Below are 26082 nucleotides of genomic sequence, written 5' to 3' on the forward strand. Positions count from 1 at the left end.
CTTGGACGATGCATCGTTCATCCCCGCAGCGATCGGGTGGATCCTCGTCATCGCGATCATCATCTTCGTGGTGGTCACGCTGGCTCGCTCCATCCGCATCATCCCCCAGGCCACGGCCGGCGTGGTCGAACGCCTGGGCCGATATCACAAGACACTGACGCCGGGTCTGAACATCCTGGTGCCGTTCATCGACCGGCTGCGTCCCCTCATCGACATGCGCGAGCAGGTCGTGTCCTTCCCGCCGCAGCCCGTGATCACCGAGGACAACCTGGTGGTCTCGATCGACACCGTCGTCTACTTCCAGGTCACCGATGCTCGCGCTGCGACATACGAGATCGCCAACTATCTGGGCGCCGTCGAGCAGCTGACGACGACGACACTGCGAAATGTGGTCGGTGGACTCAACCTCGAAGAGGCCCTGACCAGTCGCGACAACATCAACGGACAGCTTCGCGTCGTGCTCGACGAGGCGACGGGCAAGTGGGGAATCCGCGTCGGCCGCGTCGAGCTGAAGGCCATCGACCCGCCCATCTCCATCCAGGACTCGATGGAGAAGCAGATGCGCGCCGAGCGGGACCGTCGAGCGGCGATCCTCACGGCTGAGGGAACCAAGCAGTCGGCGATCCTCGAGGCCGAAGGTGCGCGACAGGCGGAGATCCTCCGCGCAGAGGGCGACAAGCAGGCCGCCGTGCTGCGCGCCCAGGGTGAGGCCGAAGCGATCCAGAACGTCTTCACCGCCATCCACCAGGGCGAGCCTGACGACAAGCTGCTCGCGTACCAGTACCTGCAGATGCTTCCGAAGATCAGCGAAGGCCAGTCGAACAAGCTCTGGATCATCCCGAGCGAGCTGACCGAGGCGCTCAAGGGCATCGGCACCGCGTTCACCCCGCGACCGGGACAGCCCCCGACGAACCTGCCGGGCGCGTGACGCACCCGTATTTCGTCAAGGCGCGTCACCCCCGAGTCCTCGCTCACCGCGGTCTAATCACCGCGGCGGGCGGGGACTCCGGTGTCTGGGAGAACTCGGCCGCCGCCGTCGCCGCCGCTCATGCCGCCGGAGCAGAGTACATCGAGACCGACTGCCGAGTGACGGCCGACGGTGACGTCGTGCTCTTCCACGACGCGACCCTGCACAGACTGGCCGACGATCCCCGTCCCGTAGGTGAGGTGCGCACCCGCGAACTCTCGGCGATCTTCTCCGACCACGGCGGGCTGCTCACGGTCGCTGACGCACTCTCCGCCTTCCCGACCACGCGCTTCAACATCGACGTCAAGACCGTCGACGCGGCAGCACCCCTCGGCCCCCTCCTGGCGGACCACACGCATCGAGTTCTCGTGACCAGCTTCTCCGATGCGAACCGACGTGCGACGATCGCAGCGGTCCTGCGCGCGGGGGCTCCGCTCAGACCGGCGACGTCGGGCGGCAGCCGCACCATCGCCGCGGTCCGCGCTCTCTCCGCTCTGCGCCTCTCCCCCGGCCGCGCTCTGCTCGACATCGACGTGCTGCAGATTCCTGAGCGGCATCGCGGCGTGAAGGTGCTGACGCCTGCACTCCTCCGAGCGGCGCACCGGCGCGGCGTCGAGGTTCATGTGTGGACGGTGAACGACGCGGACTCCATGCGACGACTCGTCCGGCTCGGTGTCGACGGCATCGTCACCGACCGCGCCGATCTCGCGCTGGTCACGATCGGCCGCTGAGACCGCCACGCCGCCATTACGCTGTGGCGCTGGGATTCCGCTGTGAATAGCGCCGAGAACGCGCTCGTATGGATGAAGCGCACAGGCTGGAGCGTTATACCTGACAGCGACGAGAGGACCACACAATGGCAGATCGCAGCCTACGCGGCATCCGACTCGGCGCCCAGAGCCTACAGAGCGAAGAGGGCGTCGTTTTCATGGAGCGCCGTGAAACCACCTACATCTGTGACACCTGCGGCCATGTCACGAACCTGATGTTCTCGGCGGACGCAGAGCCGCCCCAGACGTGGGAATGCCGTTCCTGCGGAGCGGACGCGCGCCTGAACGTCGACGGCCAGGCCGTCACGCTCGACGCCACGGACGAGAAGGCCGCCCGCACACACTGGGACATGCTTCTCGAGCGTCGTACCCGCGCAGAGCTCGAGGAGCTCCTCGAGGAGCGACTCGCCTTCATCCGCGCCCGCCGCGGCGCAGGTGAAGACCCGACCCGCGAGAAGATCGGCGCCTAGCGCCCGCGGGCGCGCAACCACCCGAAGGCCAGCGCGCCCAGTCCGCCCCAGACCAGAAGACCCTGGATCCAGGGTCCCAGGACGACTCCAGCAGTCAGGCCGGAGCGCAGCTCGACATCTTCGAGCAACGCTCCGGCCTTTCCTGCATCCAGGCTCGAGACCGTCGTGCCATCCGCGCGGATCACCTGGCTGGTGCCGACCGTCGAGATGTTCACGACGCTGCGGCCGGTCTCGATCGCACGCATCCGCGCGACGGCGAGTTGCTGCAGATTCTCATTCGTCCCACGGAAGTCCGCGTTGTTCGTCTGGAAGACGAGCACTTCGGCACCGTCTGCCATGCCCTCGCTGATCACGTCGTCGTAGATCACGTCGAAGCAGATCGCCAGCCCGACCTTCACACCGTCGACGTCGATGACCGGCGGATTCGAGCCCGGGGTGTACTCGCGCTGGATCAGACCGATCAGATCGGGTGCGAGCGCGTTGAAGAAGGCGCGGTCGGGGACGTACTCCCCGAAGGGGACCGGATGCCGCTTGTCATGGACCTGCCCGTCGGCGCCCTCTTGCGTCCAGAGCATCGACGCGTTGTAGAACAGACCGTCTCGTTCCGTGGCGGCGTTCGCCAGCAGCGGTGCGCCGACACGCGAGGCGATCGCGCTCATTCTTCTCGCCAGAGAGTCCGATTGGAACGGATCGAAGTCGAGCGACCCCTCGGGCCAGACCAGCAGGTCGACGTCCTCGCCGTAGAGCGGTTCGGTCGCGTCGGTCTGCGCGTCGATGAGCGAGTAGGGCTCGCGCTCGTCGAAATACCCGCTCGGCCCGTTCCCCTGCACTGCCGCGATGCGCAGCGATCCGCTGGTGGTCGTGGGGAAGAGCGGTGTGAGCAGCAGAACCACGGTCACGACGACCGGTGCGATCAGCGCAGCCGGCCGGCGCCAGAGTCGTTCGCGCACCACCTGGATCACGAGGGCGACGAGGAACACCATCAGGAAGCTGAGACCGCTCACGCCGGTCCAGGACGCGACGTGAGCCAGCGGGCTCTCGGCCTGGCTCATGCCCAGACGAGCCCAGGGGAACCCTCCATAGGGCCAGGAGCCGACGAACACCTCGCGCCCGACCCAGAGCGCCGCCACCACGGCCGGAAGGAGCAGGAGCCGCGCCCAGACGCTCGGGAAGGCTCGGGGCATCCAGCGATAGGCGAGGGTGATCAGGATCACGGCCACCGCCGTGAGCACGCCTTCCAGGACACTCAGCGCCGCCCAGGGCAGCGGGCCCAGGTAGCGAGATGTGAAGGACACGAGCAGTCCGAAGAAGAGCACACCGTAGACGAGTCCGACCGCCAGAGCTCCGCCGGCCCGTCGACCGATCAGCGCCACGAGCAGCAGCGCTGTGGCCGGGAAAGCCAGCACCCACACCGCAGTGGACGGATAGGACAGATTCATCAGGAGCGCGGCCATCGCCGCAGCGGGGAGGGCGAGCGAGAGCGGCAGGAGGGGGCGCTGCGGCACGCGGGGTTCGGGCATCCTTCCTATTCTCACATCGAGGAATAGGCGACGATGCCGCGACGGACGCCGTCCAGAGCCACGCGGGCGTTGCGGGCCAGCGCACCGTCTTCCGCGACGATCGAGAGCTGATCGAGCAGATCGATCGTCTGTTTGGCCCATCGCACGAAGTCGCCGGCTGCCATGTCTGCGTCCACGAGGACGCGGTCCAGCATCCCTCCTCGCGCCCACGAGTGCATCGCACCGGCGAGGCCCGCCGACAGAGGCTCGGATCCCGGCAGATGGTGGTCCTTCTCGAGGTCGTCCAGCTCGGCCCACAGGGTCGTCGTCTTCTCGTACGCTGCGCGGAAGGCACCGCGGGGCAGGTCCCGCTCCCCGCGTTCGCCTCGTCGCGACGAGGCTCGTAGACGAGGCAGCAGGCCATCGCAGCGAGGGACGGCGCGTCGAGACCGTTCCACAGCCCCTGCCTGAGAGATTCGGCCACCAGCAGATCGCGTTCGCCGTAGATCCGGCGCATCGTCCGCCCGGCCTCGGTGAGCGTTGTCTCCCCCTCGTCGTCTCGGTGGAGATAGTCCAGGGTCTCGAGCACCTCGACGACGCGATCGAAGACGCGAGCCACCGTGCCGGTCCTCGTCTCGATCTGTCGGCGGATGCGATCGTTCTGACGCTTGAGCTTCCAGTACCGCTCGGCCCAGCGCGCATGGGCTTCGCGATCAGGGCATCGATGGCATCCGTGACGCTGCATGCGCGTGCGGAGGCTGTGGATCTGCTTCATGCGCTTGTCGCGCGATGTGCGCGGCGCGTTCGAGTCCTGGCGGTTCTTCTTCTCGAGATCGCTCAGCTCGCGGCGTATCGAGGCGTAGTCCAGGAAGTCGCCGTGATCGCAGACCATCGCCGCCTTGTACCCGTCCAGCGACTCCTCCGCTTCGCGGACCTGTCTCGCCAGTCCGACGACTGCGCGGTCGGCCTGGAACTGCGCGAAAGACGACTCGAGCACTTCGCGGGCCCGGGGCTTGCCGAACAGATCGATCAGGTTGACGGCCATGTTATACGTCGGCCGGAAGCTGGAGTTCAGCGGATAGGTGCGGCGAGAGGCGAGGGCCGCGACCGCCTGCGGATCCATGCCCTCGGTCCACTGCACCACCGCGTGACCTTCGACGTCGATGCCGCGTCGTCCCGCGCGACCGGTGAGCTGCGTATACTCCCCCGATGTGATCGCGACTCGGGCCTCGCCGTTGAACTTCTCCATCTTCTCGAGAACGACGGTTCTCGCGGGCATGTTGATGCCCAGAGCCAGGGTCTCGGTGGCGAAGACGACCTTGACGAGCTTGCGCTTGAAGAGGTCCTCGACGACCTCCTTGAAGGCCGGCAGCAGACCCGCATGGTGCGCAGCCACACCGCGCTCGAGGTTCTCGAGCCACTCCCAGTAGCCCAGCACACCGAGGTCCTCATCCTGCAGCGAACGGGTCCGGTCCTCGACGATCGCTCGGATCTCCGCGCGCTCCTCGGTCGACGTCAGCCGCACGCCCGATCTCCGGACCTGCTGCACCGCCGCATCGCACCCGACTCTGCTGAAGATGAAGAAGATGGCAGGCAGGAGGTTGGCCTGCTCGAGCAGCCGCACCACGTCCGGGCGATCCATGCGCTCGATCCGACGCACGTTCGCGGAACGGACGGGGCGACGTCCGCCTCGTGGCGGGCGCTGCGCCTGTCGGCCGGCATGGCGATTGCTGCGATATTCCTGCGCCGAACGATTGTTGTCGTAGTTGGAGCCGGTGAAGGAGCGGATCCGCATCAGCTCCTGATTGACCTGTGCGGTCGCGATCCCCGCCCGATCGTCGAAGAGCGGCAGCAGATCATCACGGACGAGCACGTGCTGCTCGAGTGGAACCGGACGGATCTCCGAGACGATCACCTCGGTGTCCCCGCGCACGGTGTCGAGCCAGTCCCCGAACTCCTCGGCGTTCGAGACGGTGGCGCTCAAGGAGACCAGCCGTACGTGCTGCGGCAGGTGGATGATCACCTCCTCCCACACTGCCCCGCGGAAACGATCCGCGAGGTAGTGGACCTCGTCCATGATGACGTAGCGGAGGTCCCGGAGCGCGGCCGAGTCGGCGTAGATCATGTTGCGCAGCACCTCGGTCGTCATCACGACGATCCGGGCGTTGCCGTTGATGTTCGTGTCGCCGGTGAGCAGACCGACGTCGTCCGGGCCGTACACATCGACCAGCTCGCGGAACTTCTGATTCGAGAGCGCCTTCATCGGCGTCGTGTAGAAGGCCTTGTCCCGTGGAGTCTGCATCGCGAGATGGATCGCGAACTCGCCGACGATCGTCTTGCCTGCACCGGTCGGCGCGGCGACGAGCACGCTCTGGCCGTCTTCGAGTGCGTGGCATCCTTCGACCTGGAAGGGGTCGAGCTCGAACTTCTGGTTCGCAGCGAAGGCGACGGTCGCCGGGTGCCCTGCCGCCTGTCGAGCCGCGGCGTATCGTTCGGCCGGCGAGCTCATACGGCCACGGGTTCGATGCCTGCAGCGGCGTCGCGCTTGCGCTTGCGTCGGTCGAAGAGCATCGAGATGAGGGTCGCCGCGAAGTACAGCACGATCATCGATCCCATCAGCAGCAGCATCGAGAACACATCAGCAGGCGGAGTCGTGACGGCGGCGAAGATCGTGCATACCAGGATGGCGACTCGCCAGCCCTTCAGGATGTCGCGGCCGGATACGATTCCCGCGACGTTCAACGCGACGAGGAAGACCGGGAGCACGAAGGCGATGCCGAGCACGAGCAGGAACTTGAAGACGAAGTCGTAGTAGGTGGAGTAGTCGAAGAACTGCGCCATGCCGGTGGGGACGAACGACGCCATGACTTCGATCACATGCGGAAGCACGAAGAACGCGACCGTGCAACCGCCGAAGAACAGCGGGATGGCCGCCCCGAGGAATCCCCAGGTGTACTGGGTCTCCTTCTTCGTGAGCCCCGGCATGACGAAGGCCCAGACCTGCCACAGCCACACCGGCGCGGAGATCAGGAGTCCGATTGCGAAGGCAATCCGCATCCGCAGATCGAACCCGCTCGTGACGGTCGTGAAGTTGAGACCCGTGTACTCGCGCCCGGCTTCTGCAGCGATCGTGCGGATCGGCACCGAGAGGAGCTCGATGATCGGCTCCGTCACGAAGAAGGCGATGATCATGCCGACCACCAGGGCACCTGCCGCGATGAACAGACGCTTACGGAGCTCGATCAGGTGCGCGCCGAGAGACATCCGCCTGTCACGGCCCGGCGTCTCCTGGTCGGCGGAATCGAGAGCGGACACGAACTAGGCGGATCGAGGAGGCTGACCCGGATCCGTGTCGCGAGCCGTCACCGTGGTGTCTGCGACCGAGGTCGTGGTGGTCGGGGATGCCGGATCTGCGGCATCAGTCGCGTCCTCGTTCTTCATCGCCTTCATCTCGCCCTTGAACACCCGGGCGGACTGACCGAGGCTCTTCGCCAGTGCCGGCAGCTTCGCCGCACCAAAGAGCAGCAGGATGACGGCGAGGATGATCAGCAGATGTGGCCAACCGAAAGCGCCCATGATTCTCCTTCGTCGTTTGGTGAAAGTCTAACGGGCGTTGTCGCCTTCGGGGTGGCGATACAGGGCGAGTCCGGCCGCAGCCCATTCCCGCGCCGCAGTTCGAGCGACGCCGGGATCCACCACTTCGAGGGCGCCGCCGAACTTCGCCGCCAGTCGCTTCACTCCCCGAGGGTCTGCGAGATGCAGCCGAACGGTGACGATCCCATCGCTGGCGTCGGAGTTGTCGGCCGTCAGGAAGTCTCCGAGCAGGGGCGCCATCCGCTCGGGCACCCGCACTCGCACCTCCCCCTCGTCCTCGACGGCCGAGAAGGCCTCAGGGACGTGCTCGCCCGCGTGCGTGATCGGGATGTCGGTCAGCCGGGCATCGCTCACGCGATCCAGGTGGAAGGTGCGCATGGCCTGTCGCATGTGGCACCACCCCTGCAGATACCACTGCGCGTTGGTGATGAGCACCTGCACGGGATCCACGGTGCGCGTCGTGGGCGCGGCATCCGGCGCCTGATACGTGAACGACACGGCGACGCCGTTCTGCACGGCCCTCGACACCACCTGGCGGACCTCGTCGACGGCGCTCGGCGCGACGACGACCTCGGCCGGCGCATCGGCCGCGCCGCGCGAGAGCTTCGAGATGAGGCCGCTGACCAATCCCGAGTCGGAGACCGCCGGCACGGCGGCGACCATCTGCAGGCCCGCGAGGAGCGCGGCGGCTTCTCGGGCCGTGAATCGAGGAACCCGGCGCAGAGCGACGTCGTTGGTGATCTCGATGATGTCCTCTTCGTCGAGGAGGTCCCAGTTGATGTCGAACATCTCCTGCGGCTGCTGCCAGAAGCCGGAATCACCGGGCAGTCCGATGACCGTGAGCTTCTCGACCATCTGCCGCATCTCCGTCGAGGTCACACCGAACTCGGCAGCCGCCTCGGCGAGCGAGACCTGTCCGTGCTCGAGGAGATAGGGCACCAGAGTCAGATAGACGCGGACTCGGTCGGCGGCGAGCAGCGGCTTGCCTTGGGCGCTCATCGGACCTCCCCCGCATCCGAATTCGTCGCTACGACCGCGGTCAGGCGATCGACGACGGCCGAGCGGAGCTCCACAGGCTCGACAACCCGCACCTCGGGACCGTACGACGCGAGCTCGTCGGCGAAGATGTGCAGGTCCACGAACGGGACGAGGATGCCCTGGGTCGCCGCCGGAGTCGCCCGGCGTCCGAGCCGCAGCGACGCTTCGGTGCCGGGTGTGACCTCGAGCAGCGCAGAGTTCTGAGCGGCGACGCGCTCGAGACCGGCCAGGGCACGCTCCCCCGCGCCCTCGCGCAGCGCAGGGTCGAATGCCTTCGCCGTGATCTTCACATCGCCGACGATCCTGCTGAGCAGGAACATGCGGTCCTGCTCGATGTCCACATCGACGCCGAACACGTGCCATCTCGCTTCATAGTCGACGAGTGCGAGCGGGCGGATGCTGCGGCGCCGCGGTGCGCCCTCCCCCGGCTTGAGGTAGTCGAAGACGACCACGCGGCTCTTCTCGATCGCATCCTGCAATGGAGGGAAAGCGGCATCGCGCGCGGTGATCCGCGGCGCGAACCCGATGATCGGTTCGTCGCCGTCGATCCCGAGCGCCCGGATCTTGCGCACGCCGGCCTTGGCGTCGCCGGATGCGGACTCGGCGCTCCACACGCTCCCCGCCAGCTGCAGCACGGCGAGCTCGGCGGCCGTGAACTCGATATCGCTGGGCAGGTCGTATTCCGCCTGCGGAATACGGTAACGCGCTTCGCGGAGGTCATTCGGATCGGCCTGATCCCCGATCGTCTCGACGGGGACGCCGAGAGTGCGCAGCTCATCCTTGTCGCGCTCGAACATCTTCTCGAGTGCATCCGAGCGCACGCCCGCATCGGCGCGCTGACGGTAACCCGACACGTTGTCGAGGATCTGCTGCTTGGTGAGCCCGATCTCCGTGGCCATGAGCGCCACGACGAGATTCGTCAGGCGCTCTTCCGCGGGAATACGGGCCGCCATCACTGCTCCGGGACGGGAACGACGCCCAGGATGTCGACCACGATCGCGGTCGCCGGGTTTCCGTCTGCCTCGGGCACGACGACCAGGAGCTGGGAGCCGACCGTCGCGCCGACGAGCTCCTTCGCTGCGGGGCCGATGTTGGGCTCGGCACCCCACGTGCTCGAGGTGACCGTCTTGTCGTCCCATCCGAGCGCCATGATGTTGGTCACGATGGTCGATTCCTTCTCGACCTTCTCCCCGTCACCCTTGATGAGCGTCTGAGTGACGGTCTCGGTGGGGGCGTCGCTGTCGGGGATGATCACTCCGGGGGTGCCATCGGGAGCGCGGACGACCGTCGGCAGGCCCCGGGCGTCGTTGAACTGCGATGAGCCCTCGGCGTGAGCGAGGTAGACATCCTGGAGGTCGATGATGGCGACCACGTTCTCATCCTCTTCGAGACCGAAGGCCTCGACATTCGCCTCGCCGAAGTCCTCGGGGGTCAGCACCGCGACGATCCGGCTGCCTCCGGTCGCGCACTCCAAAACGGTCTCGAGACCGGCGGACCGCTCTGCCCAGTAGGAGATGCTGTGCACACGGCTCGGGTCGCCGTTGAACTCGGACTCGTACAGCTTCTCGCCGCTCTCGCCGCCATAGAAGGCGATGTCGAGCACCATCGGCTGGGAGGTGGTGGTGAGGGTGTTTCCCTCTCCGGTCACCACGTCGGCGAAGGACGTCTCGTCCGCCTTCACCGGGCTGTACACGGTGACGTCCGGAGCCTCTCCGAGGTCGCCCTCGACGGTGACCGAATCCTTCACGGATGCGGTCGATGCCGCCGCCCGATCGCACGCATCACCGGCGAACGAGGGCGCCGAGGCGCATCCGGTCAGAGTGAGGACGGCGAGGCTGATGGTTGCCAGAACGGCGGACGTTTTACGCACGCGCTCCAGTCTATTCCGTCGGTGGCTCGGATTCGCGCGAACCGGCGGCGAGACGGGCGCCCTCAGCGGCCTTCGCGGCCTCTCTCGCCCGCTTGCGCAGATTCTTGTCGTTGATCTCGCGATCGCCGACAGCCCCCGGCGTCCACGCCTCGACATCAGCATCGCCGTAGCTGCTCTTCGATGCCCTGCGCTTCACCTGAGGGGCCACGGCGCCCGGCGCCAGCCGACGAGCCGTGAGGAGGAAGCCGGTGTGCGCCACCATCCGGTGATCGGGTCGCACGGCGAGACCCTCGACGTGCCAGCCGCGAACCATCGTCTCGGACGCCTCGGGATCCGTGAACAGGCCCGTGCTCCGGATGTACTCGGCCACCCGCGAGAGCTGCGTGGCGGTGGCCACGTAGCACAGCACGACGCCGCCGGGGGTGAGTGCGTCGGCGACGACATCCATGCATTCCCACGGCGCGAGCATGTCGAGTACGACACGGTCGACCGTGCCCGCCGGGAACTCCGCCGGCAGCGCATCCGCGAGATCTCCCACCACGACGTCCCAGGTGTCCGGCGTCTCGCCGAAGAAGGTCTCGACGTTGCCCCGTGCGACCTGGGCGAAGTCCTCACGACGCTCGAACGACACCAGCCGGCCGACCGGACCGATGGCCCGCAGGAGCGAGAGCGAAAGGGCACCGGACCCGACACCCGCTTCCACGACGACGGCACCGGGGAAGATGTCGGCCTGCATCACGATCTGCGCGGCGTCCTTGGGGTAGACGATCGCGGCGCCGCGCGGCATCGACATCGCGAAGTCGCGGAGCAGAGGCCGGAGCGCGAGGTACTCGTGTCCCGAGCTGTTCGCGGCCACTGAGCCGTCGGGCAGACCGATGAGGTCGCGGTGCCGGAGCACGCCCTGGTGCGTGTGCAGCTCGCCGTCCTCTCGGAGGGTCACGGTGTGCAGGCGACCCTTGGGGCCGGTCAGCTGCACCCGATCGCCCTCGCGGAACGGCCCGCTCGGCCGCTGTGAGGTGGTGTCGGTCATCGGGTGGCTCCCGTCATGGAGGTCTTTCGGTCGAAGAGTTCGATCAGGTCGGCGGCGGTGCGCCCCTCGAGGCTCGGCCACAGCTCATGCGCGCCCACGTGATCGAGCGAGACGATATGCGGCACGCCGAGGGCGACGGCGCCGGATGCGATGCCCGCGCGGAGCCCGGTCGGCGAGTCCTCGATGACCACAGCATCGGCGATGTCGATCTCGAGCAGGGATGCCGCGTGGAGGTAGGGCTCGGGGTGGGGCTTCGGGTTGGTCACATCATCGCCGGCGACGACGATGTCGAAGGCCTGGAACTCGATCAGGTCGACGACGCTCAGCGCCATGCGACGCAGCGACATCGTGACGAGTCCTGTGGGGATCCCCGCTGACCTCAGGTCCTGCAGCAGCTCGCGGGCGCCGGGGCGGAAGGGCACTCCCTGCGTGCGCAGTGCATCCTGCACGCCGTCGGTGAGGAGCGAGATGATCGCCTCGGCATCCATGTCGACGCCCGCGTTCTGAAGGATGATCGCGCTGTCGATGAGTCCGTTGCCGACGAGCTGAAGCGCATCCTCGTGGGTCCACGTGCCGCCGAAGGATTCGACCAGCGCGGTCTCGGCCGCCATCCAGTACGGCTCGGTGTCGACGAGTGTTCCGTCCATGTCCCAGAGGATCGCGCGGGGCTGTCTGCTCACCGAACCATGTTACCCGTGGCTCCACCCCGTCCCCGCGCCGTCGGACTAGCCTGGAGGGATACCGATCCGGAATGCACGAAGGGAGCCCACGATGGATGGCCTCGGTTCACGCATCGTCATCGTCGCCTTCGACGGGTGGAACGACGCAGGGGAAGCCGCGAGCGGCGCGGTCGCCGCACTGCGCGAGACGACGGACTACGACCTCGTGCACTCGATCGACCCGGAGCTGTACTTCGACTACCAGTACACGCGCCCTGCGACGAAGATGGACGCCGAAGGGCGTCGCCAGCTCACCTGGCCCGAAGCCGGACTCTGGCGCCCGCGCGACCCCGGTCCCGGTCCCGAATTCTGGATCCTCACGGGCGTGGAGCCTGCGCGCACCTGGCAGGCTTTCGCGTCGGAGTTCATCGACGTCGCTCTCCGCGACGACATCACGGGCTTCGTGACGCTCGGCGCGATGCTCTCCGACGTGCCCCACACCCGCCCCATCTCGATCTTCGCCTCGAGCCAGAACGAGCAGGTCCGCGAGGCGCACGGCCTCGAGCGCTCGCTCTACGAAGGCCCCGTCGGAATTCTCAGCGTCATCGAGCACTTCGCCGAGAGCGCCGGCATTCCGACCGCCAGTCTGTGGGCGAGCGTGCCGCACTACGTCGCCTCCGCCACGCCGTCGCCCAAGGTGACCCTCGCTCTTCTCGATCGGCTCGAGGAGCTGACCGGCGTGGATGTGCCTCGAGACCACCTGCGCACCGAGGCCGCCGCCTGGGAGGCATCGATCGATGCCGCCGCCGCGGACGACGAGGACATGACGGAGTACATCCATCAGCTCGAGCGCACGCGCGACACGTGGGACTCCCCCGATGCGTCGGGCGATGCCATCGCTCAGGCCTTCGAGCGCTATCTCAAGCGCCGTGGCGACGGCCCCGGCGACCACAAGCGGTAGTCGCCCGGGCCCTCGTCATCACGGCGCGATGACGCCGGTCCCCAGCAGCACCAGGAGGACGGTGCCCAGGAGGATGCGGTAGATCACGAACGGCAGGAAGCTCCGCTTCGAGATGTAGTTCATGAAGAAGGCGATCACGCCGAGCGCCACGACGAATGCGATGCCCGTCGCCGCGAGCGTGTCTCCGAAGGAGAAGAACGACGGCTCGTCCCAGCTCTTGAACACCTGGTAGAAGCCACTGCCGAACACGGCGGGGATCGCGAGCAGGAACGCGTAGCGAGCGGCTGCGGCACGCTCGTAGCCGAGGAAGAGTCCCATCGTGATCGTTCCACCGGAGCGCGAGACTCCGGGGATCAGCGCCAGAGCCTGCGCGAAGCCGTATGCGATGCCGTGCGGGTAGGTGAGCTGATCGAGCTTGCGCCGCTTCGCGCCGACGTGGTCGGCGATCCCGAGCAGGATGCCGAAGACGATCAGCATGATCGCGACGATCCAGAGGGAGCGGAAGACCGTCTCGATCTGGTCCTGGAAGAGCAGCCCCAGGACCACGATCGGGATGCTGCCGATGATGATCATCCATCCCATGCGCGCATCCGGATCGCTGCGCGGGACCCTGCCGGTCAGCGACCGGAACCACTGCGCGATGATCCGCACGATGTCGCGCCAGAAGAACACCACGACCGCCGCCTCCGTGCCGATCTGGGTGATCGCGGTGAACGCGGCGCCGGGATCCTCGCCCGACGGCAGGAAGGTGCCGAGGATGCGCAGATGGGCGCTGGAGGAGATCGGGAGGAACTCGGTGAGTCCCTGGACGATGCCGAGGATGAGCGCTTCGAACAAGTGCATGGAGGAGCTTTCTGAGTCGTGGTGCGCGGGCGTGGAGCCGAGAGCTCAATACGTGCGCAGCAGATCGGCCAGCACCCGCTGACCGAAGACAAGCGATTCTACGGGCACCCGCTCATCGACCCCGTGGAACATCCCGGTGAAGTCGAGGTCTGCGGGAAGCCGCAGCGGCGCGAACCCGTACCCGGTGATTCCGAGATATGCGAGCGCCTTGTTGTCGGTTCCTGCACCCAGCAGGTACGGGATGACCGGCACACCGGGGTCATGCCGGCCGAGACTCGCGACCATCGCCTCGACGAGCTCGCCGTCGAAAGGCGTCTCCATGCCGATGTCCCGCACCACCGTCTGGATCTCGATCTCGTCGCCGACGATCTGCTGCAGCTCGGCGAGCACGTCGTCTTCGGTTCCGGGGATCACCCGCACGTCGATCAGCGCCTCGGCACGCTCGGGGATCACGTTGTGCTTGTATCCGGCGGACAGGGCGGTCGGGTTCGTCGTCGTGCGGAACGACGAACGGAGGAAGGCCTCGGCGGGCCCCGCAGCCGCCGCGAGGGCATCCGGGTCGTCGACGGAGCGTCCGGTGAGATCGCTCAAGCCCTGCAGCAGTGCCTCGGTGGTGGGAGTGAGTCGCAGGGGCCACCGCGTGCGTCCCAGGGCCGCCACGGCCTCCGCGAGCTTCGTGACCGCATTGTCATCGTGGAGACGGCTTCCGTGGCCGGCGCGGCCCTTCGCCACGAGGCGTATCCAGATGAGCGCCTTCTCCCCCACCTGCAGCAGGTAGGCGCGGCGATCGTCGACCGTGATCGAATAGCCGCCCACCTCGCTGATCGCCTCGGTCGCGCCCTCGAACCACTCGGGGCGGTTCTGCACCACGAGAGCCGATCCCTCCACTCCGCCGTTCTCCTCATCGGCGAAGAAGGCGAGCACCAGGTCGCGTTCGGGCTGCTCGCCCGCTCGCAGCAGGTCGCCGACCGCCGTCAGGATCATCGCGTTCATGTTCTTCATGTCGACGGCGCCCCGCCCCCAGAGCATGCCGTCCTTGACGACGCCCGCGAAAGGATCGACGGTCCAGTCCTCGGCCATGGCCGGGACGACGTCGAGGTGGCCATGCACCACGAGCGCCGGCTTGCTCCGGTCGCGTCCGGGCACCCGCGCCATGACGTTCGTGCGCCGCGGGATGGGCTCGTAGTACTCGACTTCGAGGCCGAGATCCTGCAGATAGGCGCCGACGTACTCGGCCGCTTCCCGCTCGCCCTTCGCGTTGCCCCCGCCGAAGTTCGAGGTGTCGAATCGGATCAGGTCGCGCGCGATGCGAACCACCTCGGGCAGAGACACGTCAGTCATGGAGTCCAGGCTATCGAAAGGCCGTGGCGCGCCCGGGCGTCGCCGTCGGTTTCTGAGTGCCCCGAAGCTCGTGCTAATGTAAATCTTCGTTCGGCAACGAACATCCAACACCTGCGCGGGTGGCGGAATGGTAGACGCGCTACGTTGAGGTCGTAGTGCCCGTAAGGGCGTGGGGGTTCAAGTCCCCCTCCGCGCACAGACAGGCCCCGGATATCCACATGATATCCGGGGCCTTCTTCGTTTCCGATGTCGCCGTGTCATCGGACAGGACTCGCGTGGATCGTCGAGTCCAGTCCGACGCGGTCGGGCCGGCGCCTGTCAGACCGCGCCGACGCCGAACACCAGACCGAGCACGTACGTGACCGCTGCGGCTCCGAAACCGATCGCCAGCTGACGCAGCGCACGACGCAGGGGCGGCCCTCCGGACAGGATGCCGACCATCGCTCCCGTCGACAGGAGCGCGATGCCTACGAGCACGAGAGCGACGACCACCGCTGTGGTCCCCTCGAGCCCGAAGAGCCACGGGAGCACGGGGATGATCGCGCCGGATGCGAAGAGCAGGAAGCTCGAGATCGCAGCGGTCCAGTCGCTGCCGACGATCTCGTGGTCGTCTCCGGCATGGACGTGGACCGGCCCTGTGGCGGTGCGTTCCACGCCGGCGCGCGCGGCATCGACGATGCGCCGTGCGCGCTCCAGAGCCTCCTGCTGGCCGATCCCGCGCGCCCGGTATACCAGAGCGAGCTCGTTCTCATCGATGTCGAGGTCGGCGGCGGATGCGGCAGCATCCTCGTTGGCCTCCGTCGACGCGAGCAACTCTCGTTGAGACCGCACGGACACGAACTCCCCCGCTCCCATCGACAGCGCGCCGGCGAGCAGGCCTGCGATGCCGCTGAACAGGACGAAACCCGAACTGACGCCCGTAGCGCCGATGCCGAGCACGAGCGCGAGGTTGCTCACGAGGCCGTCGTTGGCCCCGAAGACCGCTGCGCGGAACGAGCCCGACAGGCGACGCCGGCCCCGCGCAGCGAGACCGCGAACCACCTCGTAGTGCACTTTCTCGTCAGCGCGCATCGCCGGCGTCGCGTACTGCTCCGAGTCGTACGGTGAACGTGCCTCGGCGCTCTGCGCGAGGGCCAGCACGAAGATGGATCCGAAGCGGCCCGCCATCCAGCCGAGGAGGCGGGAGCGGATGCCGGCGCGTGGCAATCGGACCGGTTCCGCGCCGAGCAGATCGAGCCAGTGCTGCTCATGGCGCCGCTCGGCGTCGGCGAGGCTGAGAAGGATCTCACGCTCCTCCCCCGTGCGTCGGCTCGCGAGCTTCTGGTACACGTGTCCTTCGGCGCGTTCCTCGACGAGGTACCGCGCCCAGCGGCGGCGGTCTGCGGCGGTGGGCTCGGCGGCAGCGGGGGCTGTCATGAAGTCTCCTGATCGACGGTCCCCGTTCTGGGGGCAACCGTTCAACGCTAGCTTCGGGAGCCCGTCTCCATCGCACCCGGCGACGGTATTGCCAGCTTTTCGGGTATCCGAACCGACGCCAGGGTTCAGGAGCGGACGCGCTTGCGGAGTACGTCGATACGGGACTGCAGCTGCGTCACGGTCGCCTGGGCGACTGCAGGTCCACCGCAGATCCGGCGCAGCTCGGCATGAACCGCGCCATGTGGTTCGCCCTTCTGACGGGCGTACAGCCCCACGAGGCTGTTCAGCAGCTGCCGTTGCTCGCGCAGCGTGCGGTGCAGGGGCGCAGGGAGCGTCGTCGCCTCGGTGGGACCCGCCTCGGCTTCTCTCGTCTCTCGCAGTCGCGTCTGCCGCGCCTGTCGCTGCATCAGGAGCTCGTGCACGTGCTCGGGCTCGAGAAGACCGGGAAAGCCGATGAACTCCTCTTCTTCGGGGGTGCCCGGCTCGGCCAGCTGACCGAACTCCTGGCCCTCGAACACGACCCGGTCGAAGTGGGCCACCGACGAGAGCGCCTGATAGCTGAATTCCTGGGTCAGCGCGTCGGACGCGTCGTCCTCGCGGTTCGCGGAGTCGAGCAGCGAGTCCTCGAGCCCGTCGTCGTCCTTCGACTGACGGTCGAGCGCGTGATCGCGCTGCTTGTCCATCTCGTTCGCGAGACCCATCAGGACCGGCACCTGAGGGAGGAATACGCTCGCGGCCTCGCCACGGCGGCGTGCTCGCACGAATCGGCCGATGGCCTGAGCGAAGAACAGCGGCGTCGACGACGACGTGGCGTAGACGCCGACCGCGAGACGCGGCACGTCCACCCCCTCGGACACCATGCGCACCGCGACCATCCAGCGGTCCTCGCTGTTGCTGAACTTCTCGATGCGTTCGGAGGCCGTCGCGTCATCGGACAGGACGATCGTCGGCTGCTGACCGGTGATGCTGTGCAGGATCTTGGCGTAGGCACGCGCGACGGTCTGATCTGTCGCGAGCACCAGGCCGCCGGCATCCGGAACGTGATGCCTGATCTCGGTCAGGCGACGATCGGCTGCGGACAGCACAGCCGGCATCCACTCGCCCTCGGGGTCGAGAGCCGTGCGCCAGGCCTGCGAGGTCACGTCCTTGGTGTTGTCCTGCCCGAGATGCGTCTCGAGCTCGTCTCCGGTGCTCGTGCGCCATCGCATCTTGCCGGCGTACATGTGGAACAGCACGGGGCGGACGACGCCGTCGGCCAGGGCGCGACCGTAGCCGTAGTTGTAGTCGGTGCGGGAGATCCGTGCACCGGACTCGTCAGGGTGGTACTCCACGAACGGGATCGGTGCGGTGTCGCTGCGGAAGGGCGTTCCAGACAGCAGCAGTCGACGCTTCGCCGGACCGTACGCGTCTCGGATCGCATCACCCCAGCTGAGGGCGTCGCCGCCGTGATGCACCTCGTCGAGGACGACGAGGGTCTTCGCATCCTCGGTCAGATGACGGTGGACCGATGACTTCGCCGCGACCTGCGCGTAGGTCACGACGGCGCCGTGGTAATGCCGCGCCGGCGCCCAATGACTGTTGCGGAACCGGGGATCCAGACGGATGTGCACCCGCGCTGCTGCATCGGCCCACTGCGTCTTGAGATGCTCGGTCGGCGCGACCACGATGATCCGGTTGACCTCCCCCATGCGCATGAGCTCGACCGCGAGGGTGAGCGCGAAGGTCGTCTTGCCTGCACCGGGTGTCGCCGCGACGAGGAAGTCACGCTGATCCGCCTGGAAGTACTGTTCGAGCGCCTCCTGCTGCCAGGCGCGCAGCTTGTTCGCAGTGCCCCAGGGGGCGCGCTGGGGGAAGGACGGAGAAAGCATCGAGTCAACGATAATCGCTGCCGCCGACACTCGGCACGCTCACGCGATCCGCCGCGCGCGTCCTCCCCGCAGCCCACGCACCCGAGTAGGCTCGGTCACTGCGTGGCCGCCCCAGATGGGCCGCGTTCGTTCGCGAAGGAGAGCTGGATGACAGACCAGGATTCGATCCGAACCCCGGAACTCGACAACGAGAATCCGCACCCCTGGCGGAGGTTCGTCGCGATCGGCGACTCGTTCACCGAGGGGATCGGCGACCCCGACCCCTCGCAGCCCGGCAGCCACCGCGGCTGGGCCGACCGCGTCGCCGAGGTGCTCTCGCGTCAGGTCGACGACTTCGCGTACGCCAACCTCGCCGTGCGCGGCAAGCTGATCGCCCAGATCGTGCGCGACCAGATCGAACCCGCCGTGGCGCTGCATCCCGACCTGATCTCGATCTGCGCGGGCGGCAACGACGTGATCCGTCCGGGCACCGACCCCGACGCCATCGCCGTCCAGCTGGAGGACGCCGTCGCACGCCTGTCGTCGACGGGTGCCGCCGTGCTGCTGTTCACCGGGATCGACACCGCCTTCACTCCTGTCTTCCGAGCGTTCCGCGGCAAGGTCGCGATCTACAACGAGAACGTCCGCGCGATCGCCGAGCGCCACGACTGCATCGTCGCCGACCAGTGGGCGCTCAAGGTCGTGCAGGACATGCGGTTCTTCGATGACGACCGTCTGCACTACAACTCGCTGGGCCATCATGAGGTCGCCCGCATGGCGCTGCGCGCGCTCAACGTGCCCAACGACCTCGAGTCCATGCAGCCCGAGCCGCTTCCGCTGCGCACCTGGCGGGAGGCGCGCTCCGAAGACCTCGGCTGGGCGCGGGAGCATCTGGTTCCGTGGGTGCTGCGGCGTCTTCGCCATGAGTCATCCGGTGATCACATCGTCGCGAAGCGTCCCGAGCCCTCGCCGATCATCTTCCCGTCGTCCGACTGACCATCTCATCCCATCCCATCCCGTCAGCGGCGTCCGAGCGCCCACAGCGCCACGGCCGCGGCAGACGCCACGTTCAGCGAGTCGACGCCTCCCGACATGGGAATCGTCACCACGGTGTCTGCCTCGTCGAGGGCGGTGCGTGAGAGTCCGTCGCCTTCGGATCCCATGACGAGAGCGACGCGCTCGGGGCGGGACGCGACGTAGGCGTCGAGAGTCACCGCGTCGTCGCTCAGCGCGAGGGCTGCGACGTCGAACCCTGCGGCATGAAGGTCGGTGACGGCGGACGCCCAGTCCGTGATCCGGGTCCACGGCACCTGGAACACCGTTCCCATGCTGACACGCACGCTGCGCCGGTACAGGGGGTCGGCTCCCCCGGGAGACACCAGCACGGCATCCGCTCCGAGCGCGGCGGCCGCACGGAATGCGGCGCCGACATTCGTGTGATCGCCGACGTTTTCGAGAATCAGCACGAGCGTGGCGGAGTCGATGACCTCACGCACCGTCGGCAGGTCAGGACGATGCATCGAGGCGATCGTGCCCCGGTGCACAGCGAAACCGGTCAGCGCCTCCGCCACGTCGTCCGGGACGACGTACACAGGTACATCGAGTTCTCCGACGATCGCTCGGATGTCCTCCACCCGCCGCTCCTGAACGAGGACCGATCGCGGATGATGCCCCGCAGCGACGGCTCGCGCGATGACTTTCGTCGATTCGGCGATGTACAGCCCGCCGGCCGGGTCGCTCACACTTCGGAGCGCGGTGTCGGTCAGTGCGCGATAGTCGTCGAGTCGTCGATCATCGGGATTCGTCACGCGCAGCAGTTCCACGAGCCCCAGTCTGCCATCGCTCTCCGAGTCGCCGTCGCGGTCGGCCGCGACGCGTCGAGCGGCCTGCGCACGCCGTAGACTCGCAGAGGGAGGTCCTGTGAGCGCATCGAGTCCGGTTGAACTGTCGACCACCATCGCTCGCACCGCCGAACTCCTGCGCGGTCGGAAGATCGCCTTGCTCACGGGCGCCGGGATCTCCACGGACTCGGGAATCCCCGCTTACCGCGGCGAAGGGTCGCGCAACCGGACTGATCCCATGACGATCCAGCGGTACCTGGCCGATGAGACGGCGCGGCGTCGTTATTGGGTCGGCGGGCATCTCGGCTGGCGGGCGTTCGCCCGCGCCGAGCCGAACCCCGGCCATCTCTCTCTCGCCGCCATGGAGTCCTCCGGACACGTCACCGGCGTCATCACCCAGAACGTCGACGGACTGCATCTGCGCGCGGGCAGCTCGCACGTCATCGAAGTGCACGGCACGATGCGCAGGGTTCTCTGCCTGAAGTGCGGCCAGGTCTTCGATCGCCGCGACATCGCAGTGCAGATCGAAGAGCGCAATCCGTGGATCTCCGTCCCCGAGAATGTGGCGCTCGCTCCCGACGGCGACGTGCTCCCCGAGAGCACCGACGGCTTCATCGTGCCGGTGTGCACGGTGTGCGAAGGGATGCTGAAGCCCGACGTCGTGTTCTTCGGCGAGTACGTGCCGCAGGGGCGCTTCAAGGCCGCGGAGTCGCTGCTCCGGGCGAGCGATGCGCTGATCGTCGCCGGCTCATCCCTCGTCGTCAACTCCGGTGTGCGCCTCGTCGAGCGCGCACGACGCCGCAGCATCCCCCTCATCATCATCAACCGCGAGCCGACGCGCGCGGATGTCTGGGCCGATGCCACCATCGCCGCAGGCACCAGCGACGTGCTCCCCGCGATCCAGGAGCTCCTTGAATGACTCTGCTCACGCTCATCCGCCACGGCCAGACGGATTGGAACCTCGCCCGACGGATCCAGGGCTCCACCGACATCCCCCTGAACGAGAAGGGCCGTGCGGACGCACGGACCGCCGCGGATCGTCTCGAGGGCGTGACACATCACTCGATCTACGCCAGCCCGCTGAAGCGGGCGCGGGAGACGGCAGAGATCATCTCCGAAAGCCTGGGCCTCGGGGCTCCCGTGCTGGTGCCGGACATGCGCGAGCGCGAGTTCGGTGAGGGCGAGGGCATGCTCGTCTCCGACTACATCGAGAAGTACGGCGACTGGCTCTCGCCGGTTCCCGGCGCGGAGACCCTGGAAGGTGTCGCCGAACGGGCGCTCGTCGCCCTCGACGCGATCGCCCGCGATGCTCGCCGTCGCTCCGCACCGGTGGCGGAGTCCGTCATCGTCGTGACGCACGGCGGCGTGATCCGGTCACTGATCAACCACGTCTCCGGCGGCACGCTGCCCCGCGTCGGCGAGGTGCTCGCGAACGGTTCCGCCCACCGTTTCGAGGCCTCCCCCGGATCTCTGCGTCTCATCGACCAGGCGATCCTGGTCTGAACGACCGACCGCCAGAGATCGTTCGATCAGCGGGTGCGACCGAGCAGCGACCGAGCATGCCTCAGCACGGGCTCGTCGATCATGCGTCCGTCGAAGCGGAACACGCCTCGCTCGCTCGCTGAGGCGGCGAGAACCCGGCGGGCCCACTCGAGCGTCGCGTCGTCCGGAGCGTACGCCGCGCGGATGACCGCCACTTGACTCGGGTGGATGCACGCGGTCGCGATGAACCCGGACGCGGCAGCGTCGACAGCCTCGGCCTCCTGACCTGCGACATCGCCGATCTCGATGTGCACGGCGTCGATGGCGCCTTTGCCCTGTGCCCCCGCTTCGAGGAGAACGCGGGAGCGGGCATAGCGCGCGATGTCTCGATAGCCACCCTCCGGTGTGCGGCTCGATGTGCCGCCGAGGGAGGCGACGAGATCCTCCGCGCCCCACATCATCGCGACGACCTGCGGATGTGCTGCGATGCGATCTGCCGCGTGGATCCCCTTCGCCGTCTCGCACAGGGCGATCAACGAGAACCTCTCGTCGAAAGCAGTGAGGCTCTCAGCGCTCTCGGTCTTCGCGACCATCACGGTGCGGAAGTCGGTCTGAGAGAGCATGGCGAGGTCTGAGACGAGGGCGTCGGAACCCGGTGCGTTCACGCGGACGATCACACGACCGGGGTCCAGGTCGGCATCGACGAGATTGTCGCGAGCTGCGGCCTTCGCCTCGGCCAGCACCGCGTCTTCGAGGTCGAGGATGACAGCGTCCGCCTTCTCGAGGGCGCCGCGGAACCGTTCGGGTCGATCGGCAGGGCAGAAGAGCAGTGCCGGTCCGAGATCGAAGCTCATCGTTCCCCCTCGGGAAGGCAGTGCACGAGCACCGTTCGGGTCGCGGTGGCGACGACTGTGCCGTCCTGGTTGCGTCCGGTATGCGCGATGGTCACGATCCCCTGCCCCGCTCGTGACGTCGAGAGCCGCTTGTCGACGACCACGCTCTCGGTGTACAGCGTGTCACCGGCGAACAGCGGATGCGGGAAGGCGATCTCGCCCAACCCGAGCTGCGCCACCAGGGTGCCTTGCGTGAGCTGCGCGACGGATGCCCCGACCATGGTCGAGAGCGTCCACATCGAGTTGATCAGACGCGCACCGAACGGCTGCTGCCCATCGGCGAAGGCGGCGTCGAGGTGCAGCGCCTGGGTGTTCATCGTGAGCGTCGTGAAGAGGACGTTGTCGGCCTCGGTCGCGGTGCGCCCAGGGCGATGAAGATATCGGGCATCGGTGACGAACTCCTCGAAGAAGAGACCGCGCTGGACGATGTCGTGCACGATCACCTCACCTCCTCGGTTCGCTGAGCGGATGGCATCCTGCCACGCTACCCGGCGAGCCCCAGCGCTCGCGCGATCACGAGGAGCTGCACCTCGGTGGTGCCCTCGCCGATCTCGAGGATCTTCGAGTCGCGATAGTGACGGGCCACCGGGAACTCGTTCATGAAGCCGTTGCCGCCGAAGATCTGCGTCGCGTCCCTGGCGTTGTCCATCGCGGCCTCGCCCGCCACGAGCTTCGCGATCGCCGCCTGCTCCGCGAACGGCCGCCCGGCGTCACGGAGCCGTGCCGCGTGGTGCCAGGCGAGCCGTGCCGTGTGCACTCGGGCACGCATGCGCGCGAGGGTGAACTGCGCGTTCTGTCGCGTGCTGAGGGCGCTGCCGAAGATGGTGCGACTCTTCGCATACTCGACGGCTGCCTCGAGGCAGCCCTCCGCGGCGCCGGTCGACAGCGCGGCGATCGCGATGCGGCCCTCGTCGAGGATGCTCAGGAAGTTGCGGAAGCCGCTCCCCTGCTCGCCCAGGAGGTTGCCGGCGGGGACCCGTGCCCCGGTGAAGCTGAGCGGATGCGTGTCGGACGCGTTCCACCCGACCTTGTCGTACGGCGCCTCGACGGTGAAACCGGGTGTGCCGTTGGGCACGATGATGGTCGAGATCTGCTTGCGGCCCCCCTCGTTCCCGGTGACCGCGGTGACCGTGACGAAACGCGTGATGGGCGTTCCTGAATTGGTGATGAACTGCTTCGACCCGTCGATGACCCATTCGTCGCCGTCGAGCCGGGCGGTGGTCCGGGTCGCTCCCGCGTCGCTCCCGGCCTCCGGCTCGGTGAGGCCGAAGCCCGCGAGCGCACGGCCGGCGAGCAGGTCCGGCAGGTACTCCTGCTTCTGCTCCTCGGTGCCGAAGCGGAAGACGGGCATCGCACCGAGGCTGACTCCGGCTTCGAGCGTGATGGCGATGGACTGGTCGACGCGTCCGAGCGCCTCGATCGCGATGCCCAGCGCCATGTAGTCGCCGCCCTGACCCCCGTACTCCTCGGGGAACGGCAGGCCGAACAGCCCGAGGTCACCCATCTGGGCGACCACGTCCATCGACAGCGTGTGCGTGCGGTCCGCCTCGTAGGACTGCGGCGCGACGACCGTCTCGGCGAACTCGCGCACCATCGCCGCGAGTTCGCGCTCTTCATCGGTCAGCTCATGCATCGTCACTTCTCCTCCGTCGTCATGTGCGCGACCGGCTGGTCGCGTCGAACCTGATCGCCGACGGCGACCATGAGGCGCACCGTCCCGTCCTGGGGCGCCAGCACCGGGTGCTCCATCTTCATCGCCTCGATCGAGACGAGCGGCGTGCCGGCGGTCACGACGTCGCCGTCGCGGACATGCACGGCCACCACGCTTCCCGGCATCGGGGCTCTCGCATCCGGACCGTTCGCGGACTCGCTCTGCTCCCTCTGCTGCAGACGGTGCAGCAACAGGGCTCGGCGATCGAGAGGCTCCAGGCGCACGGTGCGTCCGTCCTCGCTGACCCAGACCGCACCGTCGTCGTCCACCGCAGCCATGGCGCGCGACCGCGAGCCGCTGGATGCAGGCGCGGGGATGACCTCGCCGCGTTCGGTCCGGAAGGAGATCTCGCGCCGATCGTCCTGCGTGAGGTCCTGCCACACCGCGCCCGCTCGCTGACTCGCCCTGGTCGCGCCGACCGCGTCATCCGTGCCCGAGACGGTTCGCCGTGCGGCGGCCAGCATCGACGGCGATGGCGGCTCCTCGACGAGCGGCAGAAGCGTCTCGATGAGTCCCGTGTCGAGGTCCCCGGCCGTGACCCGCTCATCGCGGCAGAGTGTGCGCAAGAACCCGATGTTCGTGTCCACACCCAGCACGACGGTCCTGCTCAGAGCCTCATCGAGCAGGCGGAGCGCGGTGGTCCGGTCGTCAGCGAACGCGATGATCTTCGCGATCATCGGGTCGTAGAATCCGGTCACGTCGTTGCCCGTCTCCACGGCCGCATCGACCCTCACGCCGCGCGGCGGATCGAACAGCAGCACGCGTCCGGTCGAGGGCAGGAACCCGCGCTCCGGCGATTCCGCGTACACGCGCGCCTCGACGGCGTGACCGTGCAGACCCGGCGCAGGGTCGAGACGTCCGCCTGCCGCGACGTGGATCTGCAGGGCGACGAGGTCGAGGCCGGTGACCTCCTCGGTGACGGGGTGCTCGACCTGCAGACGGGTGTTCATCTCGATGAAGAAGACCTGGTCCGGAACATCGGCGTCGATGAGGAACTCCACGGTTCCGGCGCCGACGTACGAGACGCTCTGTGCGGCCTGCGTGGCGGCTTCGAGGAGTCGGTCCCTCGTCGACTCGGGGATCCCCGCAGAGGGAGCCTCCTCGATCACCTTCTGGTGACGTCGCTGCAGCGTGCACTCGCGCTCGCCGAGGGTGATCACCGTTCCGTGAGCGTCGCCGAACACCTGCACCTCGATGTGCCGGGGGCGTCGGATGAGCCGCTCCAGGATCAGGGAGTCGTCACCGAACGCCGAACGCGCCACCCGTCGAGCGGACGCCAGTGCGGCGCTGAGCCCGGATGCCGCCTCGACGACCTCCATACCCTTGCCGCCGCCGCCCGCACTCGGCTTGACGAGCAGCGGGTAGCCGACAGCGTCGGCCTCGTCAGCGATCTCCGCGTCCGACAGTCCTCTCGCATCGAAACCCGGCACCACCGGGACCCCGGATCGCACGACATGGTCGCGGGCCTTCGCCTTGTCTCCCATGATCTGGAGTGCGTCGACCGACGGACCGATGAAGATGATGCCGCTCTCCGCGCATGCCTCGGCCAGCCCGACGCTCTCCGAGAGGAATCCGTAGCCCGGATGGATGGCCTGCGCTCCGGTCGCGCGGGCTGCGGCGATGACCGCATCGATGTCGAGGTACGACTCGGCGACCGGCGCCGGGCCGATCCGCACGGCTTGATCGGCCTCGCGCACATGGGGGGCGTCGGCATCCGCATCGCTGTAGACGGCGACGCTGCGGATGCCCATCGCACTGAGAGTGCGGATGACCCGGCGTGCGATCTCGCCTCGATTGGCGACGAGGACGCTGTCGAAACGATGGGAGGTGGGGACACTGTTCGTCATTGC

24 protein-coding genes, 1 tRNA gene and 1 pseudogene are annotated in these 26082 nt (G+C 67.7%); 8 read left to right on the plus strand and 18 right to left on the minus strand.

The window, feature by feature from the left end:
- Position 1 precedes the first annotated feature (1 nt).
- From ACZZZQ_RS16965 to ACZZZQ_RS16975, 3 genes are all read left to right on the plus strand, one after another.
- Entirely contained in the window at positions 2 to 928 is a 927-nt protein-coding gene (locus ACZZZQ_RS16965; RefSeq protein WP_053096070.1) for an SPFH domain-containing protein, read from the plus strand.
- Complete coding sequence (locus tag ACZZZQ_RS16970; protein WP_463507991.1) at positions 925 to 1698, plus strand: glycerophosphodiester phosphodiesterase family protein; 774 nt, start codon at positions 925 to 927, stop codon at positions 1696 to 1698. The genes ACZZZQ_RS16965 and ACZZZQ_RS16970 overlap by 4 nt, the downstream gene beginning before the upstream one ends.
- A 125-nt stretch (positions 1699 to 1823) precedes the next feature.
- Positions 1824 to 2207: an RNA polymerase-binding protein RbpA gene (locus ACZZZQ_RS16975; RefSeq protein ID WP_053096068.1), complete on the plus strand. Its 384-nt coding sequence runs from the start codon at positions 1824 to 1826 to the stop codon at positions 2205 to 2207.
- Here ACZZZQ_RS16975 and lnt read toward each other — a convergent pair.
- The 9 genes and pseudogenes from lnt to ACZZZQ_RS17020 form a co-directional block, all read right to left on the minus strand.
- A complete protein-coding gene (gene lnt / locus ACZZZQ_RS16980) occupies positions 2204 to 3727 on the minus strand; it encodes an apolipoprotein N-acyltransferase (RefSeq protein WP_463507992.1) in 1524 nt (507 codons plus the stop codon). The two genes, ACZZZQ_RS16975 and lnt, sit on opposite strands and share 4 nt — an antisense overlap.
- An 11-nt stretch (positions 3728 to 3738) precedes the next feature.
- Positions 3739 to 6215 (minus strand): annotated as a pseudogene (locus ACZZZQ_RS16985) (DEAD/DEAH box helicase).
- Positions 6212 to 6970, minus strand: coding sequence for a twin-arginine translocase subunit TatC (gene tatC / locus ACZZZQ_RS16990; RefSeq protein WP_463508106.1), 759 nt, complete (start codon positions 6968 to 6970; stop codon positions 6212 to 6214). The pseudogene ACZZZQ_RS16985 and the gene tatC overlap by 4 nt, the downstream one beginning before the upstream one ends.
- 54 nt (positions 6971 to 7024) lie before the next feature.
- Positions 7025 to 7282: a Sec-independent protein translocase subunit TatA gene (gene tatA, locus ACZZZQ_RS16995; RefSeq protein WP_053096064.1), complete on the minus strand. Its 258-nt coding sequence runs from the start codon at positions 7280 to 7282 to the stop codon at positions 7025 to 7027.
- 27 nt (positions 7283 to 7309) lie between these two features.
- Complete coding sequence (locus tag ACZZZQ_RS17000; RefSeq protein ID WP_295102627.1) at positions 7310 to 8299, minus strand: helix-turn-helix transcriptional regulator; 990 nt, start codon at positions 8297 to 8299, stop codon at positions 7310 to 7312.
- Complete coding sequence (locus tag ACZZZQ_RS17005; protein ID WP_295102629.1) at positions 8296 to 9291, minus strand: helix-turn-helix transcriptional regulator; 996 nt, start codon at positions 9289 to 9291, stop codon at positions 8296 to 8298. Before ACZZZQ_RS17005 ends, ACZZZQ_RS17000 begins: the two co-directional genes overlap by 4 nt.
- Positions 9291 to 10208 carry a hypothetical protein gene (locus ACZZZQ_RS17010; RefSeq protein ID WP_053096061.1) on the minus strand — a complete coding sequence of 306 codons (918 nt, stop codon included), beginning with the start codon at positions 10206 to 10208 and terminating at the stop codon, positions 9291 to 9293. Before ACZZZQ_RS17010 ends, ACZZZQ_RS17005 begins: the two co-directional genes overlap by 1 nt.
- A 10-nt stretch (positions 10209 to 10218) precedes the next feature.
- On the minus strand, positions 10219 to 11238 hold the full coding sequence (locus ACZZZQ_RS17015; RefSeq protein ID WP_053096060.1) for a tRNA (adenine-N1)-methyltransferase: 1020 nt from the start codon (positions 11236 to 11238) through the stop codon (positions 10219 to 10221).
- Positions 11235 to 11918: an HAD family hydrolase gene (locus ACZZZQ_RS17020; protein WP_072591272.1), complete on the minus strand. Its 684-nt coding sequence runs from the start codon at positions 11916 to 11918 to the stop codon at positions 11235 to 11237. Before ACZZZQ_RS17020 ends, ACZZZQ_RS17015 begins: the two co-directional genes overlap by 4 nt.
- Positions 11919 to 12009: 91 nt before the next feature.
- Between ACZZZQ_RS17020 and ACZZZQ_RS17025 the strand changes: the two genes are divergently transcribed.
- Positions 12010 to 12858, plus strand: coding sequence for a PAC2 family protein (locus tag ACZZZQ_RS17025; protein ID WP_053096058.1), 849 nt, complete (start codon positions 12010 to 12012; stop codon positions 12856 to 12858).
- Between the two features lie 18 nt (positions 12859 to 12876).
- On the opposite strand, the gene ACZZZQ_RS17030 is transcribed toward ACZZZQ_RS17025, so the two are convergent.
- Entirely contained in the window at positions 12877 to 13701 is an 825-nt protein-coding gene (locus ACZZZQ_RS17030) for an undecaprenyl-diphosphate phosphatase (protein ID WP_463507993.1), read from the minus strand.
- 45 nt (positions 13702 to 13746) lie between these two features.
- Entirely contained in the window at positions 13747 to 15042 is a 1296-nt protein-coding gene (locus tag ACZZZQ_RS17035) for a M20/M25/M40 family metallo-hydrolase (protein ID WP_056278716.1), read from the minus strand.
- Between the two features lie 113 nt (positions 15043 to 15155).
- Between ACZZZQ_RS17035 and ACZZZQ_RS17040 the strand changes: the two genes are divergently transcribed.
- Positions 15156 to 15238, plus strand: a tRNA-Leu gene (locus ACZZZQ_RS17040).
- 122 nt (positions 15239 to 15360) lie between these two features.
- Here the strand turns inward: ACZZZQ_RS17040 and ACZZZQ_RS17045 are convergent.
- Together ACZZZQ_RS17045 and ACZZZQ_RS17050 are read right to left on the minus strand one after the other, a co-directional pair.
- The gene (locus ACZZZQ_RS17045; RefSeq protein WP_072591270.1) at positions 15361 to 16458 is read right to left on the minus strand and encodes a VIT1/CCC1 transporter family protein; all 1098 of its coding nucleotides are present in this window, start codon (positions 16456 to 16458) and stop codon (positions 15361 to 15363) included.
- 125 nt (positions 16459 to 16583) lie between these two features.
- Complete coding sequence (locus ACZZZQ_RS17050) at positions 16584 to 18326, minus strand: DEAD/DEAH box helicase (RefSeq protein ID WP_463507994.1); 1743 nt, start codon at positions 18324 to 18326, stop codon at positions 16584 to 16586.
- Between the two features lie 147 nt (positions 18327 to 18473).
- Between ACZZZQ_RS17050 and ACZZZQ_RS17055 the strand changes: the two genes are divergently transcribed.
- Positions 18474 to 19301, plus strand: coding sequence for an SGNH/GDSL hydrolase family protein (locus tag ACZZZQ_RS17055; protein WP_053096053.1), 828 nt, complete (start codon positions 18474 to 18476; stop codon positions 19299 to 19301).
- Between the two features lie 23 nt (positions 19302 to 19324).
- On the opposite strand, the gene ACZZZQ_RS17060 is transcribed toward ACZZZQ_RS17055, so the two are convergent.
- Complete coding sequence (locus ACZZZQ_RS17060; protein WP_463499907.1) at positions 19325 to 20128, minus strand: TrmH family RNA methyltransferase; 804 nt, start codon at positions 20126 to 20128, stop codon at positions 19325 to 19327.
- A gap of 97 nt (positions 20129 to 20225) precedes the next feature.
- Here ACZZZQ_RS17060 and ACZZZQ_RS17065 point away from each other — a divergent pair, with 97 nt between their 5' ends.
- A complete protein-coding gene (locus ACZZZQ_RS17065; protein ID WP_053096052.1) occupies positions 20226 to 21065 on the plus strand; it encodes a Sir2 family NAD-dependent protein deacetylase in 840 nt (279 codons plus the stop codon).
- Positions 21062 to 21649 (plus strand): histidine phosphatase family protein, encoded by a 588-nt coding sequence (locus tag ACZZZQ_RS17070; RefSeq protein WP_053096051.1) that lies wholly within the window; start codon positions 21062 to 21064, stop codon positions 21647 to 21649. Before ACZZZQ_RS17065 ends, ACZZZQ_RS17070 begins: the two co-directional genes overlap by 4 nt.
- A gap of 26 nt (positions 21650 to 21675) precedes the next feature.
- Here ACZZZQ_RS17070 and ACZZZQ_RS17075 read toward each other — a convergent pair whose 3' ends face one another.
- From ACZZZQ_RS17075 to ACZZZQ_RS17090, 4 genes are read right to left on the minus strand one after another with little or no spacing between them, the layout of a single operon-like run.
- A complete protein-coding gene (locus ACZZZQ_RS17075; RefSeq protein WP_463507995.1) occupies positions 21676 to 22482 on the minus strand; it encodes an HpcH/HpaI aldolase/citrate lyase family protein in 807 nt (268 codons plus the stop codon).
- A complete protein-coding gene (locus tag ACZZZQ_RS17080) occupies positions 22479 to 22964 on the minus strand; it encodes a MaoC family dehydratase (RefSeq protein WP_400341005.1) in 486 nt (161 codons plus the stop codon). Before ACZZZQ_RS17080 ends, ACZZZQ_RS17075 begins: the two co-directional genes overlap by 4 nt.
- A 41-nt stretch (positions 22965 to 23005) precedes the next feature.
- A complete protein-coding gene (locus ACZZZQ_RS17085) occupies positions 23006 to 24154 on the minus strand; it encodes an acyl-CoA dehydrogenase family protein (protein ID WP_230100808.1) in 1149 nt (382 codons plus the stop codon).
- 2 nt (positions 24155 to 24156) lie between these two features.
- A complete protein-coding gene (locus tag ACZZZQ_RS17090; protein WP_463507996.1) occupies positions 24157 to 26079 on the minus strand; it encodes an acetyl/propionyl/methylcrotonyl-CoA carboxylase subunit alpha in 1923 nt (640 codons plus the stop codon).
- Positions 26080 to 26082: the final 3 nt, after the last annotated feature.

The organism is Microbacterium sp. AC132, assembly GCF_979258525.1.

What these genes read in the sequence shown, in the direction of transcription:
- ACZZZQ_RS16975 (WP_053096068.1), top strand. Translation starts at nt 1,824, where the DNA reads ATGGCAGATCGCAGCCTACGCGGCATCCGACTCGGCGCCCAGAGCCTA.
- lnt (WP_463507992.1), bottom strand. Translation starts at nt 3,727, where the DNA reads ATGCCCGAACCCCGCGTGCCGCAGCGCCCCCTCCTGCCGCTCTCGCTC.
- tatC (WP_463508106.1), bottom strand. Translation starts at nt 6,970, where the DNA reads ATGTCTCTCGGCGCGCACCTGATCGAGCTCCGTAAGCGTCTGTTCATC.
- tatA (WP_053096064.1), bottom strand. Translation starts at nt 7,282, where the DNA reads ATGGGCGCTTTCGGTTGGCCACATCTGCTGATCATCCTCGCCGTCATC.
- ACZZZQ_RS17000 (WP_295102627.1), bottom strand. Translation starts at nt 8,299, where the DNA reads ATGAGCGCCCAAGGCAAGCCGCTGCTCGCCGCCGACCGAGTCCGCGTC.
- ACZZZQ_RS17005 (WP_295102629.1), bottom strand. Translation starts at nt 9,291, where the DNA reads ATGGCGGCCCGTATTCCCGCGGAAGAGCGCCTGACGAATCTCGTCGTG.
- ACZZZQ_RS17015 (WP_053096060.1), bottom strand. Translation starts at nt 11,238, where the DNA reads ATGACCGACACCACCTCACAGCGGCCGAGCGGGCCGTTCCGCGAGGGC.
- ACZZZQ_RS17025 (WP_053096058.1), top strand. Translation starts at nt 12,010, where the DNA reads ATGGATGGCCTCGGTTCACGCATCGTCATCGTCGCCTTCGACGGGTGG.
- ACZZZQ_RS17030 (WP_463507993.1), bottom strand. Translation starts at nt 13,701, where the DNA reads ATGCACTTGTTCGAAGCGCTCATCCTCGGCATCGTCCAGGGACTCACC.
- ACZZZQ_RS17035 (WP_056278716.1), bottom strand. Translation starts at nt 15,042, where the DNA reads ATGACTGACGTGTCTCTGCCCGAGGTGGTTCGCATCGCGCGCGACCTG.
- ACZZZQ_RS17045 (WP_072591270.1), bottom strand. Translation starts at nt 16,458, where the DNA reads ATGACAGCCCCCGCTGCCGCCGAGCCCACCGCCGCAGACCGCCGCCGC.
- ACZZZQ_RS17050 (WP_463507994.1), bottom strand. Translation starts at nt 18,326, where the DNA reads ATGCTTTCTCCGTCCTTCCCCCAGCGCGCCCCCTGGGGCACTGCGAAC.
- ACZZZQ_RS17055 (WP_053096053.1), top strand. Translation starts at nt 18,474, where the DNA reads ATGACAGACCAGGATTCGATCCGAACCCCGGAACTCGACAACGAGAAT.
- ACZZZQ_RS17070 (WP_053096051.1), top strand. Translation starts at nt 21,062, where the DNA reads ATGACTCTGCTCACGCTCATCCGCCACGGCCAGACGGATTGGAACCTC.
- ACZZZQ_RS17075 (WP_463507995.1), bottom strand. Translation starts at nt 22,482, where the DNA reads ATGAGCTTCGATCTCGGACCGGCACTGCTCTTCTGCCCTGCCGATCGA.
- ACZZZQ_RS17085 (WP_230100808.1), bottom strand. Translation starts at nt 24,154, where the DNA reads ATGCATGAGCTGACCGATGAAGAGCGCGAACTCGCGGCGATGGTGCGC.
- ACZZZQ_RS17090 (WP_463507996.1), bottom strand. Translation starts at nt 26,079, where the DNA reads ATGACGAACAGTGTCCCCACCTCCCATCGTTTCGACAGCGTCCTCGTC.